The sequence below is a fragment of the Planctobacterium sp. AWH2_060 genome, from assembly GCF_056158425.1.
Genome location: NZ_JBSWTG010000001.1, coordinates 425,024 through 437,735, shown reverse-complemented (window position 1 = coordinate 437,735; position 12,712 = coordinate 425,024). Strand labels below are relative to the sequence as shown.

14 protein-coding genes and 1 tRNA gene are annotated in these 12,712 nt (G+C 43.9%); 9 read left to right on the top strand and 6 right to left on the bottom strand.

Features of this window, described 5'->3' with window-relative positions:
- Positions 1-2: 2 nt before the first annotated feature.
- A complete protein-coding gene (locus ACXAD8_RS01850; RefSeq protein WP_475224300.1) occupies positions 3-800 on the top strand; it encodes an HvfC/BufC family peptide modification chaperone in 798 nt (265 codons plus the stop codon).
- Between the two features lie 221 nt (positions 801-1,021).
- Here the strand turns inward: ACXAD8_RS01850 and ACXAD8_RS01845 are convergent, their stop codons facing one another.
- From ACXAD8_RS01845 to ACXAD8_RS01830, 4 genes are all read right to left on the bottom strand, one after another.
- Positions 1,022-1,309, bottom strand: a complete 288-nt coding sequence (locus tag ACXAD8_RS01845; RefSeq protein WP_475224298.1) for a hypothetical protein — start codon at positions 1,307-1,309, stop codon at positions 1,022-1,024.
- Positions 1,310-1,550: 241 nt separating this feature from the next.
- Positions 1,551-2,768 carry an HD-GYP domain-containing protein gene (locus tag ACXAD8_RS01840; RefSeq protein WP_475224297.1) on the bottom strand — a complete coding sequence of 406 codons (1,218 nt, stop codon included), beginning with the start codon at positions 2,766-2,768 and terminating at the stop codon, positions 1,551-1,553.
- Positions 2,769-3,075: 307 nt separating this feature from the next.
- Positions 3,076-3,375 carry a VF530 family protein gene (locus ACXAD8_RS01835; RefSeq protein ID WP_475224296.1) on the bottom strand — a complete coding sequence of 100 codons (300 nt, stop codon included), beginning with the start codon at positions 3,373-3,375 and terminating at the stop codon, positions 3,076-3,078.
- Complete coding sequence (locus ACXAD8_RS01830) at positions 3,368-3,691, bottom strand: RNA recognition motif domain-containing protein (protein ID WP_475224295.1); 324 nt, start codon at positions 3,689-3,691, stop codon at positions 3,368-3,370. Before ACXAD8_RS01830 ends, ACXAD8_RS01835 begins: the two co-directional genes overlap by 8 nt.
- 208 nt (positions 3,692-3,899) lie before the next feature.
- Here ACXAD8_RS01830 and ACXAD8_RS01825 point away from each other — a divergent pair, with 208 nt between their 5' ends.
- Together ACXAD8_RS01825 and ACXAD8_RS01820 are read left to right on the top strand one after the other, a co-directional pair.
- A complete protein-coding gene (locus tag ACXAD8_RS01825) occupies positions 3,900-5,243 on the top strand; it encodes a DEAD/DEAH box helicase (RefSeq protein WP_475224293.1) in 1,344 nt (447 codons plus the stop codon).
- Between the two features lie 418 nt (positions 5,244-5,661).
- Positions 5,662-6,981, top strand: coding sequence for a hypothetical protein (locus ACXAD8_RS01820; RefSeq protein ID WP_475224292.1), 1,320 nt, complete (start codon positions 5,662-5,664; stop codon positions 6,979-6,981).
- Between the two features lie 55 nt (positions 6,982-7,036).
- Here ACXAD8_RS01820 and ACXAD8_RS01815 read toward each other — a convergent pair.
- Positions 7,037-7,113 (bottom strand) — tRNA-Val (locus tag ACXAD8_RS01815).
- A gap of 226 nt (positions 7,114-7,339) precedes the next feature.
- Here ACXAD8_RS01815 and glsB point away from each other — a divergent pair.
- Positions 7,340-8,269 carry a glutaminase B gene (gene glsB, locus ACXAD8_RS01810; protein ID WP_475224290.1) on the top strand — a complete coding sequence of 310 codons (930 nt, stop codon included), beginning with the start codon at positions 7,340-7,342 and terminating at the stop codon, positions 8,267-8,269.
- Here glsB and ACXAD8_RS01805 read toward each other — a convergent pair.
- Positions 8,266-9,366 carry a patatin-like phospholipase family protein gene (locus tag ACXAD8_RS01805; RefSeq protein WP_475224288.1) on the bottom strand — a complete coding sequence of 367 codons (1,101 nt, stop codon included), beginning with the start codon at positions 9,364-9,366 and terminating at the stop codon, positions 8,266-8,268. The two genes, glsB and ACXAD8_RS01805, sit on opposite strands and share 4 nt — an antisense overlap.
- 288 nt (positions 9,367-9,654) lie before the next feature.
- On the opposite strand from ACXAD8_RS01805, the gene ACXAD8_RS01800 reads away from it, so the two are divergent.
- Genes ACXAD8_RS01800 through ACXAD8_RS01780 form a run of 5 tightly spaced genes read left to right on the top strand, consistent with a single transcriptional unit; the run spans position 9,655 to position 12,703 of the window.
- Complete coding sequence (locus ACXAD8_RS01800) at positions 9,655-10,038, top strand: ACT domain-containing protein (protein WP_475224287.1); 384 nt, start codon at positions 9,655-9,657, stop codon at positions 10,036-10,038.
- Positions 10,035-10,544, top strand: coding sequence for a PTS sugar transporter subunit IIA (locus ACXAD8_RS01795; protein ID WP_475224285.1), 510 nt, complete (start codon positions 10,035-10,037; stop codon positions 10,542-10,544). Before ACXAD8_RS01800 ends, ACXAD8_RS01795 begins: the two co-directional genes overlap by 4 nt.
- 27 nt (positions 10,545-10,571) lie before the next feature.
- Complete coding sequence (locus tag ACXAD8_RS01790; RefSeq protein WP_475224284.1) at positions 10,572-10,916, top strand: ArsC family reductase; 345 nt, start codon at positions 10,572-10,574, stop codon at positions 10,914-10,916.
- A complete protein-coding gene (gene dapE / locus ACXAD8_RS01785; RefSeq protein WP_475224283.1) occupies positions 10,916-12,046 on the top strand; it encodes a succinyl-diaminopimelate desuccinylase in 1,131 nt (376 codons plus the stop codon). Before ACXAD8_RS01790 ends, dapE begins: the two co-directional genes overlap by 1 nt.
- A gap of 6 nt (positions 12,047-12,052) precedes the next feature.
- Positions 12,053-12,703, top strand: coding sequence for a M15 family metallopeptidase (locus ACXAD8_RS01780; protein ID WP_475224281.1), 651 nt, complete (start codon positions 12,053-12,055; stop codon positions 12,701-12,703).
- Positions 12,704-12,712: the final 9 nt, after the last annotated feature.

Sequence of the window (12,712 nt, the reverse complement as noted above, 5' to 3'; positions counted from 1 at the left end):
ACATGAATTTAAGTGAATCCGATAACTGGCAACAATGGATGCTCAACGCACTGATACATCCTGAAAGCACTGCAAATAGTAGTATTGATGCAAAGATCCAAAGCAGTGCCCAATTAAGCGCACGGCAAAGCCTGCATATCTATCAAAAAGGCTACATTCTGCGTCTCACCAAATGTCTCGCAGAACAGTTTCCCGCGTTAAACAACGCGCTAGGAGAGGCATTGTTCGAACAGTTTGCCCGATTGTTTTTGCAGAGTTATCCATCGACCAGCTACACCCTTTATGATTTGGGTAAACGCTTTGCTGACTTTCTGGAATCTGAACGTCCGGATAAAGACAGTGACGAAAAAGAGTCCTGGATAGACTTTATGATTGAGTTAGCCCGCTATGAGCAATTACATTTTAGTTTGTTCGATGCACCGGGGCATGAAGGAAATCCCTGGCCGACTCCCAACTGTACCGATCAGCAGTTAGTCACCCAACCCTGCATGGCGTTGGCTCAGTACCGGTTCCCCGTTGCCTGGTATTATCACAGCTGTAAAAATAATCCGGATGTCGCACCACCAGGCGCAGAAACTTCGAGAGTGGTGTTGGTTCGCAAAGACTTTTTTGTGACCACTTACCCGCTTACTGAGGTGCACTATTTATTTTTGTGCCATGTGCAACAGCATGGCTCCATTAGTACTGCAATCAGCTACATAGGTAATCTGACAAAGCAACCTGAAAACCTGGTGAGGCAATCCTGGCAAACTGAAGTCAAACTGCGTTGGATTGAAGCGGTTTTTTTCATAGAAAAGTAATTAGTAATTGATTTTTTATTGAAGAATGAGCAATCAATTAACCAAATAAAATGTGTAATTAGTTACCTTCGGTAGCACAAAGTGGCTAAAGTACAGAGAACACATCGACAGTTTGCGCTCAGTTGGATTTAATTGCCAAGAGCAGAAATGTAAGCCGCATTTTGTTCGGGGTTTTAGATCAGTAACCTATCGATATACCACGGAATTTTAAGGCTTGAATTTTAGTAACGACGGAAGAGCTTGAGTAGCAACTCTTTTCGGGCTACAGCGTAGCTGGTAGGCAAGGCTTTTACTCCCATGCAATACAACTGCCAGGAAAAAGCCACTTTTCCGGGCACCGCCAACATCATCGGCGTCTTCAGAAGTAATATCACACCAACATGTAACAGGTTTAATGGCTCAAAAAAAAGCGCCCGGCAGTAATTCGCCAAAGCTGATTTTAACGGCAACTTTCTGAGATATTCGCGATAAACGAATGCATCATTGTTATTGTCATCCGTGGACGCCATAACTACTCCACCCTATCAATTGTGAAAGTTCATACTAGCGCTGTTCGCCAGGCTTTGCACTACCAAATTAACAAACCTGTACTTTTTAGAGCAAAAGTTTGCGCCACTTCCCTGTATTACAAGGATAATTAAATTGCAATTAAGACATAAAATTTTGCATATTTAAAGTACCAGAAGGAATTAACCACTAGTGTCGCATTCGGAAAGCGTTTTCCCGGTGGTTACTGTGCTTGAGGTGATGTTAAACCGCTTGTAGTTGCTCTTCGAAAAATCGCTCATAGTCGATTCGATAGCTTCTGGCTGAAGTGGGTTCGGATATTTCTTCACTGCGATGCAAGCCAAGATCAATGTATTTTTTGGCCAGAAAATGATTGGAACGCGTAGAATAGAAGGCTGTAACTTTTGGGCGAAACACCATGTCATTGTTTAGATCAGTAATGACCGCTATTTTCTCGCTCTTCAGCTTAACCAGAGAGCCGATGGGATAAACACCGATACATTTTATAAACTTGCAGACCAGCTCCCGGTCATACTTTGTTTCTGAGTATTTGAGTAAGAGTTTTAAGGCATGCGCCGCTAAAATTGGTTTTTTGTAGGGGCGTTCGGAAATCATCGCATCATAACTATCAACAATCGCCAACATTCGACTATACAAGTTAATTTTATCGCCAGAGATCCCCAGAGGGTAACCGGTCCCGTCCATGCGCTCGTGGTGAAAGCGAATGGTGTTTAATACCGTTTCATTAATTTCTTTAAATGGAGCCAGCAAGGCAACTGAAACTTTAACGTGCTGTTGCATCACTTTATTTTCTGCGGCTGTCAGCTTACCAGGCTTATTGATGATCTTGGCGGGGATCTTCACCATACCTATGTCATGTAATAAGCCAGCAAGAGTAAGCTCATTCACTACCGCATCTTCGAAGCCCATTGACCGTGCAAATGCCGCCATAAGCACGCCGCAATTAATAGAGTGCTCATAAAGGTAACTACCCTTTTCCCGCATCTGGGTCATGCACAAAAGCGCATTGGGATTGCGATCCAGAGAGCCGCTGACCGCCGCAACTATCTTTCCGGTGGCATTCAAATCGTAGTCAAGACCTTTATCTATGGCAGAAAACAGGCGCTTTTGAATGTTTTTAGCATTTTTGTATAACGCAGAAGCCCGCTTGATTTCGATTTTAAATTCGACATTGCCATTAGGTGTCCGGGCGTCGTTTGATGATGAAGTGTTAACCGTTGCATCAGGTTGAGAAATTATCGTATCCGGTTTAAAACGAATACACTTGCTGACATCAACCACAACTTCCAGAATCCCCTTGTCTTTTAACCAGGTAATAACGCTACCGCTTTTGATAGTCCCCTGGCTGGTGATCTTAAGATTGCCCGTCTGTTTTACCACGGCCTCTACATACATTCCTGTTTGCAGATCATCAATACTTACTTTTTGAAAGTTCGACATAGCCCTGATTCCCGTTGTGGTTTCAAAGCATTATGTGTCAGCAGAAGCCCCTGTCAACGGGGCTAAAATAGACTAAAAAACTATGAAGAAAGATGAGTAATTAGAGGGCTGAACCATTAAAAAAATGGAAAACTCAGTACACATTTTAGCTTATACAATTCCCTTGATTTACATATACTTAATCCAATAATCAGAATTATTCAGACAAGTTCTCTTAGTACTTAGGAGATATAATCTTTAAGTTCTTTCTGTTCGGGGGTTCAGCAACCTTCATCTTTCATCATAGAAGGTTACATTCATTTGCTTGTTAACTTTTTCCGGATAGCTTTTTAGGCGTCGCACTAGCCCAAGGGTCAATGTCCGTTGCTTTTATTTTCGGGGAAGAAATAACAGGCTTGATTCCTTTCTGTTTGCGATACAGGTTCTCTACCTTTTCTCTGGCCCACGGGGTCCGCCGCAAAAAGGTGAGACTGGACTTGATGCTGGGGTTACTTTTAAAACAATTAATGTTGATACGGGCGCTGAGTCCCTCCCAGCCCATAGCTTCTTGTAATTCGGTCAACATCATTTTCAGGGTTATGCCGTGTAAAGGATCCTGATTACTCATCACTGTCCTTTTTTACCTTATTCCATGCATTAGCATAATCCAGATCAGCGCGCTCAGTTTGTGGAGCCTGTTTCTTTTCCTGATTCGACCACTTCACTCTGATCTTATTTCCGTCCAGCACTTTTCCGTTTAATGTTTCAATAGCCTTGTTTACACTTTCATCATCGAAAAACTCAACAAAACCAAAACCTTTAGAACTGCCACTTTTTTCATCCATAACCAGATGACAAGAGGCGATCTCCCCAAAGGGAGCAAACATTTCTTTTAAATCTGCTTCAGTCAGACTTCTGGGCAGATTTCGAACCAATATACTCAAAGGTAACCCCATTTAATTGAAGGCCCGAATAATAACATAATTGTAGGCTGGCGCTGGAATTATGATTATTCAAAGAACATTCACGACAATATGAACAAATATTAAACAAAAAATAGTAAAACACCAATTTATCCTGTATGCTCGCCGGCCCTTCACCCAGGGTGAAGCTTCATTTTCAATTTTTCGTTTAGGTTCAAGATTTTATTATATGACATTTGACTCACTTTCCCTTTGTACTCCCATTTTAAATGCCTTAAAGACACAGGGATACACGTCTCCTACAGACATCCAGCAACAAGCAATCCCAGCCGTACTAGCTGGCAAGGATGTTATGGCGGCCGCACAAACAGGTACGGGTAAAACTGCCGCTTTTACCCTGCCCCTGTTACATAACCTGGCTAATAGCCGTCGTCGCGCCAGCAGCAATCAGGTACGCGCTCTGGTTTTGACACCTACTCGCGAGTTAGCAGCGCAAGTTGCAGATAATGTCATGAAATACGGCAAAGAGCTGAACCTGAATTACAACGTGGTTTTTGGCGGTGTTAAAATCAATCCGCAAATGATGAAACTGCGTAAAGGTACCGATGTTCTTATCGCGACACCTGGCAGATTGTTGGACTTATACCAACAAAACGCCATTAAGTTTCAGCAACTGGAAACCTTGGTGCTAGACGAAGCCGACAGAATGCTGGACATGGGCTTTATTCACGATATTAAAAAGATCCTCGCTCTGTTACCTAAAAAGCGCCAAAATTTGTTGTTTTCAGCGACCTTCTCTACAGAGATCAGAGATCTGGCTAAGCGCCTGGTGAACGACCCGGTTGAAGTCTCAGTTGCAGCGGAAAATTCAACAGTGGACCGCATTGAACAATGCGTGCACCCCGTAGATAAGAACAAAAAAACACGCTTACTGGTTCACCTGGTAAAAAGTGAAAACTGGTTTCAGGTGTTGGTATTTTGCCGCACCAAGCACGGTGCCAATCGCCTCACAGCTGATCTGGTTAAAAAAGACATACCGGCTGCAGCGATCCATGGTAACAAGAGCCAGGGAGCCCGTACCAAAGCATTGGCTCAATTTAAAGACAACAAGATTCAGGTTTTGGTGGCAACCGATATCGCAGCCCGAGGCATCGACATTGCAGAACTGCCGCACGTGGTGAATTACGATCTACCTAATGTGTGTGAAGATTATGTGCATCGCATTGGCAGGACAGGACGCGCCGGTAAAAACGGTCGCGCAATCTCCTTTGTTTGCCACGCAGAAAACGAACAACTCCACGCTATAGAGCGCTTTATTAAATTGAGAATTCCCAAGCAAATTGTGGAAGGATTTGAGCCGGGTCAGGCGTTACCCGCCGAACTCAGTAAACCGGTTAAATCCGGTGCTCCCAAGCGCAACAGTAGCGGTAAACCTGCAAATGCGGGCCAAAAGCGCCGTAGACCAGCTAAGGCCAGAAAAACTAGCGGGAACGACACGCAACCGGGAAAAAGCAACCCATGGCACAGTAAAAAGCCTAAGCCCGCCAACAGATCTTCGGTGGCCAATAATTAGAAAGCAACAACGAGGAACTATTTATCCCGATAGTTCCTTGTTCCATCTTTATTAAAGTTTGATTGCTAACGCCTTAACTCATTCTATGCAGATTATGCTCTGGTGTTCCAGGGCTGTACAAAAGGCCCCTTCTTCGATTTAGTATAGTGGAGATGGATTGCGCCGTTTAAGAACAGTTAATCAGACAGAAATGCGCATCATATCCTTTTCGATACATCTCAGCGTCTGTCTCTCTTCATTACCCCTGATTACCTTGTCCGCCGAAAATTCCTCATAACATTTCAATACTACTCTGATATTAGTTGCTATGGGCCCGTCCTTTGAAAAGCGCAAACTATTACAATATTCGTAAAAATTTCACATAGAATACAAAAGCTTGTGATAGATTTAGCTAAAACGATAAAGAGTGATTTCTCAGATGACAAAAAGTGGAAAAAACAAATCCGGGTCTATTAGCGCAAGATATTTAATGCTCTTGATATGTGTCATATGTTTCTCTTCTTACGCCATTGAACAAATCAGACTGCCAATTAATCCTCCAATAGAGGGAGATTGGAAAAATGCGGATCCAGAGCAAAAATCCTGGGCAATTGATATTTATAGCAAACGCATCGCTACAATAGAAAAAGCGTCATCGCTACAAGTGAAAGTGATTGAAGTTCCGTTCTACACAAAACAAGAAAAAAATGCTGTTTTGTATTCAATACACGAAAACACAACGCCCAATCAGCGCTATTTGTTTTTAAGAAACATGACAAATGAGCGCTTTTATCAATTGGGTGAAAATATTTCCGATGTATTACCATTAATCAACAAAGATTATAGACTGTCTCTTAACAATTCAGTTGATGTCATTAACTATGTAAAGTTCTACGGTTCTTTACATGGCAGTGACAAAAGCATTTTTTATGTTTTAGATCCAGATTCCCGAATGGAAATGTCTGATGACCTTTATCGAAAGTATGACATCACGTCAATCAATGCCAACAGAACAAACACTGGAAGCTGGAAAGTATCCGCTTTTATGCTTTATGCCAGGCAACTGTTCAAGGTAACGTTTTCGGTGACTGAACAAGGCAGAGTGACAATGCTAGATGATACCCCTCTTCAGGTTTTACCAGAGTCTATTATTGCCAACACCCTCACTGTTAAGGGCAAGGCTCGATTGCAACAAATTCATTTAAGTCATCCGGAACCTGTAAAAGATTCCGACGAAAATAATCAAATATCTGAATCGACCAATGCGCCAACTATAAGTTTTGCCACCAGAGTGAAAGCTCGAAAATTACTAAAACAATACAGCACAAGCAGTAAAAACATTAAAAGTATTGCCACCCGTGTATCACTGTTGAATCAAGACAACTCAATTCAAGATTACATGAGATATTGTGTTGATGTTTTACAGAATAGTGCAGAAAGTGAGCGATGCAAAAAGAACGACGAAAAAATTGCTGATTACCTTACTCATGGAGTACAACACACTCAGTTCATGACTGAGATTTTTACCCTGCTAAAAGCGGCGGAGGCGGTTATGGGAACATACGCAAAATTAGACGAAAATCAACGTCTGCCAAAAATCATTAATTTATTAGAAAACGAGGTAGAGATTGAGAAAATACTAACAGCAACTGAAGATCTGGAAAATCTAACCGGGTCACTGGAAAGATTACATAAAGCTTTGCTGGATGTGATAAACGCCAGTGAATGCAGTTGCGGCCAGGTATCAATAAATCAATAATACCTAAAATTGCTAAATCACATCGGAACAGATATTTTTTGACGAATATAAAAAATGGTGCGTCCGAGTAGACTCGAACTACCGACCCCCACCATGTCAAGGTGGTGCTCTAACCAACTGAGCTACGGACGCACTGAATTGAGAGGTTAAACACATGAGGTGCTGTCTCTCGAAGCGGCGCGTATATTATCGCCAGGATTATCAGCGTGCAAGCAATAATTTAATTTTAGTGTTTGAAAGCTGAGTTTTTAAACAGAATCAGAAAAAATAGCGCGAATATCTAAGCAGTTCTGCTTGCAACTGGCCCCCCGCCCGTTTATAACACGCCTTCTTTTGAACAATCGTAAGCATTTACAATATGAGCCAGTGTTCCGATTGCCATGAGGTGGATCTTCAGGGCATTTTAGATGAAGTAAAGCCCCTACTCGGCCAGGGAAAAGTGGCAGATTACATTCCGGCATTGGCAAAAATCAGTGGCCAAAAGCTGGGCATAGCGATTTGTGATATTAATGGCAAAGTCTATTCAGCTGGCGATGCCAAAGAACGCTTCTCTATTCAAAGTATTTCCAAAGTATTGAGCCTGACCATGGCGTTTAATCTTTATGGTGAGAGTCTCTGGCAAAAAGTCGGCCGAGAGCCATCCGGACACGCTTTTAACTCACTAATCCAGTTGGAGCTAGAACAAGGCATTCCCCGCAACCCTTTTATTAATGCCGGTGCGATAAAGGTTTGTGATCTGTTAGCAACGCGACTGTCGGCACCTAAACAACGTCTGAAGGAACTGCTTTGGGACTTGTGTGGAAACACTGGTATTACTTCCAACAAAATCGTGGCCCGTTCAGAAAAACAATTCAGCGACCGCAACGCCGCCATGGCGCATCTAATGAAATCATTTAATAACTTTGATAATGATGTGCAAAAAGTATTGGATATCTATTTTCATGCCTGCGCTGTGGAAATGTCTTGCATTGAACTGGCTAAAGCCTTTTCTTTTTTGGCCAACCAGGGAAAATCCGCAATCACCCAGAGACAAGTGGTTACCCATCGTCAAAGTAAACAGCTAAACGCCCTATTGGCGGTATGTGGTCTGTATGATCAGGCTGGTGATTTCGCCTACAGAGTTGGCTTACCCGGTAAAAGCGGTGTCGGTGGTGGCATTGTGGCGGTTATTCCTGGCGAATGCAGTGTCTGCGTCTGGTCACCAGAACTTAACAGCTATGGTAATTCTTTAGCGGGAAGTGAAGCACTGGCGTTATTTACCAGTGCTTTGGGGCGCTCTATTTTCTAAATAGTTTTAAAAGGCAAGGGCTGAAGGGCTACGTTCAGATACTCGGAATCGCGCAGTTTAAGAAACGCCTCCCCCAGACGATCCGTTTCAGACAACACAGTTTTCCAATATGCCAGGCGTTCAGCCACCGGGATTTTAGTGAAATCGTGACGGTCTGGGATCTTGCCAAACGGCAAAGAAGCGACAAACTCTGGCGAAGGCACCACCATGACGACGTTGTCGTAACTGGATTTATGAGGATGACGCCAGGGCAAAGACTTGTCAAACCAACCAGGTTTCGGCACTGAATAAAAATGCGGAAACAGCACTAAATCATGGTCCACTTTATCGCTGTTTTGTGGGTTTCCTTCAAACCGCAAATCAAAATGATAATCGGTAACGCCACCGTCGCGGTACATGCCTTTTCCAGCACCTTCAATATTGGGGATGCCTCTTAAAATCCCCGGAATAGCGCCCGAAGCCAGCAAGGCATCGATGACATTGTTTTCACTGAGATTGACCTGCTTACTTTTCAATTTTGCAGGGTCTTTGAATTGCAATGCTTGTTGCGTACCAGAAAAAACAAATCGCTCATAGAAACGGCCTAACTGGCGACGACTGATACCATTGGCCAGCGCACTTAACAACAATCCGGGGTACTGAATCACCTTACTTTCAGGGGCCAGTACACCACGACACCGGGCCGCGATGAAATGAGGGACGAACACGGGGTTACTGGCCACAAAATCGCGATTTTGTGCAGGTAACATGCGCTGCAATAAACTTACGGCTTTATCGGAGATCTCATGGATATCGGGTTTATCACTGTACACAGTTTCAGAATAGTCTTTGGCCAGACGATTAATAGCAGCGACCGGGTCTGGTTGAGTCAAGCAGGCAAAGCGAAATGCCCCTGCAGAAGAGCCCACCATATTTAATGGCGTTTCACGCCCTGCAAAGAACTCGCTAACCAATATCCGATCAATACCAGCCAAAACAAACCATTTAGGTCCACCCGATGCGCCTAAAACGGTATGAAACAATTCAGGTCTGAAACCATACACTTTTAACAACTGCAGTGCTCTGGGTCCGGCAAATACATTTAAGACGCGATTCATTACAACAAATTTCCTAATTTTTTTTCCAAACTCATATCCCACCAATCAAAAAACAAGCACATTGTTTACTAAAAAAACAAGCCCCCTGTGGATTGTTTAAAATCACAGCAACAAACAAAACCATTACAAATCAACAACTTAATAAGTTAAACAGTGATTACCCCCAAAGTTACCCACAGACTTTGTGAATAACTAAGCAAGATTGCTCAAGTTATGCACAACTGAAACTTTACTTGAACTCTGGAGCAAGGTTGCGCACAATTCTGATAGATTCGCAAAGGACATGTTATGCCAAAACAAACATTAGCCACTCTACCACAAACATTCATCGTACATAGCCTTGCTGCTGATGCTGAAGTACCAAGACAGGTGTTTAACGCCTCGGTTTTCTTTATTGGCAAAACCAATGATGAGCTTTCTATTGTGGTACCAGAAACCGTTTCCGTTGACTCGGAAGAATCAGATGGTGACTGGCGAGCTTTGGAAGTTTTAGGTCCACTGGAATTATCCATGGTGGGCATCATGGCACAAATTGGTAATGTACTGGCCAAAGCGCGCATCAGTATTTTTGTCGTTTCCACTTTCGAAACCGATTATTTCCTGGTAAAAGAAAGAGATCTGCACAACGCGGCAGAGGCATTAGAAAAGGACGGCTATAAAGTTATTCTATGAACCCCTTTTTAGGTAGATTAATAAACTCTGAGGATGACATAGAATATAAAAAACGCATTGCCATCAACTCCCCGGTAAATGGCAAGGTCGGCGCCTTAGACAACTTCCCTTCACTGCTTTACACGCAACGGTTGTTTGGTGAAGGGGTGACGATTGAATTAAGTGGCTATCAGGTCCTTGCTCCCTTTGATTGTATTGTGGAGCAACTTCATCCTACCGCTGAGCAAATACGAATAAAGTCGGCTCAAGGCATCAGAATGCAAATTCAATTAGGATTGCAAACTGAGAACATGATGGGCAATGGTTTCCGACTTTATGCCGCACCGGGACAAAAGCTGCACGGTGGTGAAGCATTGTTAGATTTCAATCTGCGCAAAATGAAAGACAACCTCAAATCTTCATTAGCCGCCATTACCATTTTAAACAGCAACAGATTAACCGGCGTTCGGCCCCATTACCGTCAGGTCAGGGCCAATGAAGACGTTTTACTCGATCTATACATTTAATTTTACCTGACACTCACAGGATCAAAAATGACTACAGTATTTGGTATTAAAAATTGCGACACCATCAAAAAAACCAAAAAATATCTGGAAGCGAAACAGATAGACTTCAACTTTCACGATTACCGCACTGATGGCATAGACACTCAGTGGCTTGAAAGTGTAATGGCACAATTAGACTGGGAAAAAGTACTCAACAAACGTGGCACAACCTATCGACAGCTCAGTGATGAGGCTAAGGCTGCCATTTCCCGGGATACCGTGGCAGAAGTGTTAGCGGAGCAACCAGCCATGATTAAACGCCCTATTATCGAACATCAGGGAGAGTTCATTTTAGGTTTCTCGGAGAAGCAACTGGATGAGGTTTTTGCCTGATGTCAGCTGTCATTGAATTAACCAAAGACCTGATCAATCGCCGTTCTGTAACTCCGGAAGATGCCGATTGTCAAAAACTCATGGCCGAACGATTGTCAGTGCTAGGCTTTGATATCGAAACCATGGTTTTTCACGACACCACCAACATGTGGGCCCGAAAAGGTAATGATGGTCCGGTTTTTTGCTTCGCAGGCCATACCGATGTGGTTCCTTCCGGACCAGAGGAAAACTGGAAATACCCACCATTCACAGCCACCGAAGAGGCTGATTTATTGTACGGTCGCGGCGCAGCCGATATGAAAGGCAGCCTTGCAGCCATGGTAGTTGCCACTGAGCGCTTCGTGAAGAAACATCCGAACCACAAAGGCTCTATTGCGTTTTTAATTACCAGTGATGAAGAAGGCCCCTTTATCAATGGCACCACAAAAGTGATTGATACCCTGGAAGCCCGCGATGAAAAGATTACCTGGTGTCTGGTGGGAGAGCCTTCCAGCACGGAAAAAGTGGGTGACATTGTAAAAAATGGCCGACGAGGCTCGCTCACGGGTGATCTGATAGTCAAAGGCGTTCAGGGTCACGTGGCCTATCCTCACCTGGCCAAAAACCCTGTGCATCTGGCAGCCCCGGCACTAGCTGAATTGAGTAGTACCATTTGGGACGAAGGAAACGCATTCTTTCCACCTACCAGTTTCCAGATTTCCAATATCCACGGTGGCACGGGGGCAGGCAATGTCATTCCGGGGCATCTGGATGTATGTTTTAATTTTCGTTTTTCTACCGAAGTCACAGACCAACTGCTTATCGCCCGTACCAGAGAGATATTGGACAAACATCAACTGGATTACGACATCAAGTGGACCTTTAACGGACAGCCATTTTTAACTGCGGCTGGTGAATTAGTGGCGGCCACACAAAAAACGATCGTCTCGGTAACCGGCAGCGAAACACAACTATCGACTGCGGGTGGTACTTCAGATGGCCGGTTTATCGCTCCCACAGGCGCGCAGGTTATCGAGTTAGGCCCGGTCAATGCCACCATCCACAAAGTCAATGAGTGTGTCAGCATGTCTGATTTGGAGCAGTTGGCGTTGATGTATGAAGGCATCCTGGTGGAATTATTAGTGGAATAATTCGGAATGGAAGCGTTGCAAAACCTACCTCTGGTGCGATTTGAGGAACAGCACCTGCTACATGAAGCGATATTAAGTGATTTCCTGAAATTGCGTCAGGCAGCCAGCAACGCTGGTGTCAGCCTGGATATCGCCAGTAGTTATCGTCCAATCGAACGACAATTGCTGATCTGGAATGAAAAGTGGTCGGGGAAACGACCGCTTCTAACCCGCGCAGGGACACCCTGCGATGCCAGTTTATTGTCGGATAAACAAAAATTAGACACTATCTTAATTTGGTCTGCGCTACCGGGCGCTAGTCGCCATCATTGGGGAACCGACATTGATGTCTACGACGCCCCTAAAGTTGCAGAATCTGGACAAAAACTGCAACTGGTACCAGAAGAGTATCTGCCAGGTGGGCCATGTGGTCAGCTTAAACGCTGGATGAATGATAATCTCGAAGCGATGGGCTTTTACTGCCCTTACGCAACAGATGATGGTGGTATCGCCTACGAACCCTGGCATATCAGCCATCGGGAGCAAAGTGAAAAATTCACAAATACGCTGACCTGTGACGCCTTAGCTGAAGTTATCAGCAAACTGGATATTCTGGGCAAAAGCACCATCCTGGAAAACCTGGAAGAGATTCATCAGCGCTTTATCAAAACCTGTTAGCCTGTTAGC

What these genes read in the sequence shown, in the direction of transcription:
- ACXAD8_RS01850 (WP_475224300.1), top strand. Translation starts at nt 3, where the DNA reads ATGAATTTAAGTGAATCCGATAACTGGCAACAATGGATGCTCAACGCA.
- ACXAD8_RS01845 (WP_475224298.1), bottom strand. Translation starts at nt 1,309, where the DNA reads ATGGCGTCCACGGATGACAATAACAATGATGCATTCGTTTATCGCGAA.
- ACXAD8_RS01840 (WP_475224297.1), bottom strand. Translation starts at nt 2,768, where the DNA reads ATGTCGAACTTTCAAAAAGTAAGTATTGATGATCTGCAAACAGGAATG.
- ACXAD8_RS01835 (WP_475224296.1), bottom strand. Translation starts at nt 3,375, where the DNA reads ATGAGTAATCAGGATCCTTTACACGGCATAACCCTGAAAATGATGTTG.
- ACXAD8_RS01825 (WP_475224293.1), top strand. Translation starts at nt 3,900, where the DNA reads ATGACATTTGACTCACTTTCCCTTTGTACTCCCATTTTAAATGCCTTA.
- ACXAD8_RS01820 (WP_475224292.1), top strand. Translation starts at nt 5,662, where the DNA reads ATGACAAAAAGTGGAAAAAACAAATCCGGGTCTATTAGCGCAAGATAT.
- glsB (WP_475224290.1), top strand. Translation starts at nt 7,340, where the DNA reads ATGAGCCAGTGTTCCGATTGCCATGAGGTGGATCTTCAGGGCATTTTA.
- ACXAD8_RS01805 (WP_475224288.1), bottom strand. Translation starts at nt 9,366, where the DNA reads ATGAATCGCGTCTTAAATGTATTTGCCGGACCCAGAGCACTGCAGTTG.
- ACXAD8_RS01800 (WP_475224287.1), top strand. Translation starts at nt 9,655, where the DNA reads ATGCCAAAACAAACATTAGCCACTCTACCACAAACATTCATCGTACAT.
- ACXAD8_RS01795 (WP_475224285.1), top strand. Translation starts at nt 10,035, where the DNA reads ATGAACCCCTTTTTAGGTAGATTAATAAACTCTGAGGATGACATAGAA.
- ACXAD8_RS01790 (WP_475224284.1), top strand. Translation starts at nt 10,572, where the DNA reads ATGACTACAGTATTTGGTATTAAAAATTGCGACACCATCAAAAAAACC.
- dapE (WP_475224283.1), top strand. Translation starts at nt 10,916, where the DNA reads ATGTCAGCTGTCATTGAATTAACCAAAGACCTGATCAATCGCCGTTCT.
- ACXAD8_RS01780 (WP_475224281.1), top strand. Translation starts at nt 12,053, where the DNA reads ATGGAAGCGTTGCAAAACCTACCTCTGGTGCGATTTGAGGAACAGCAC.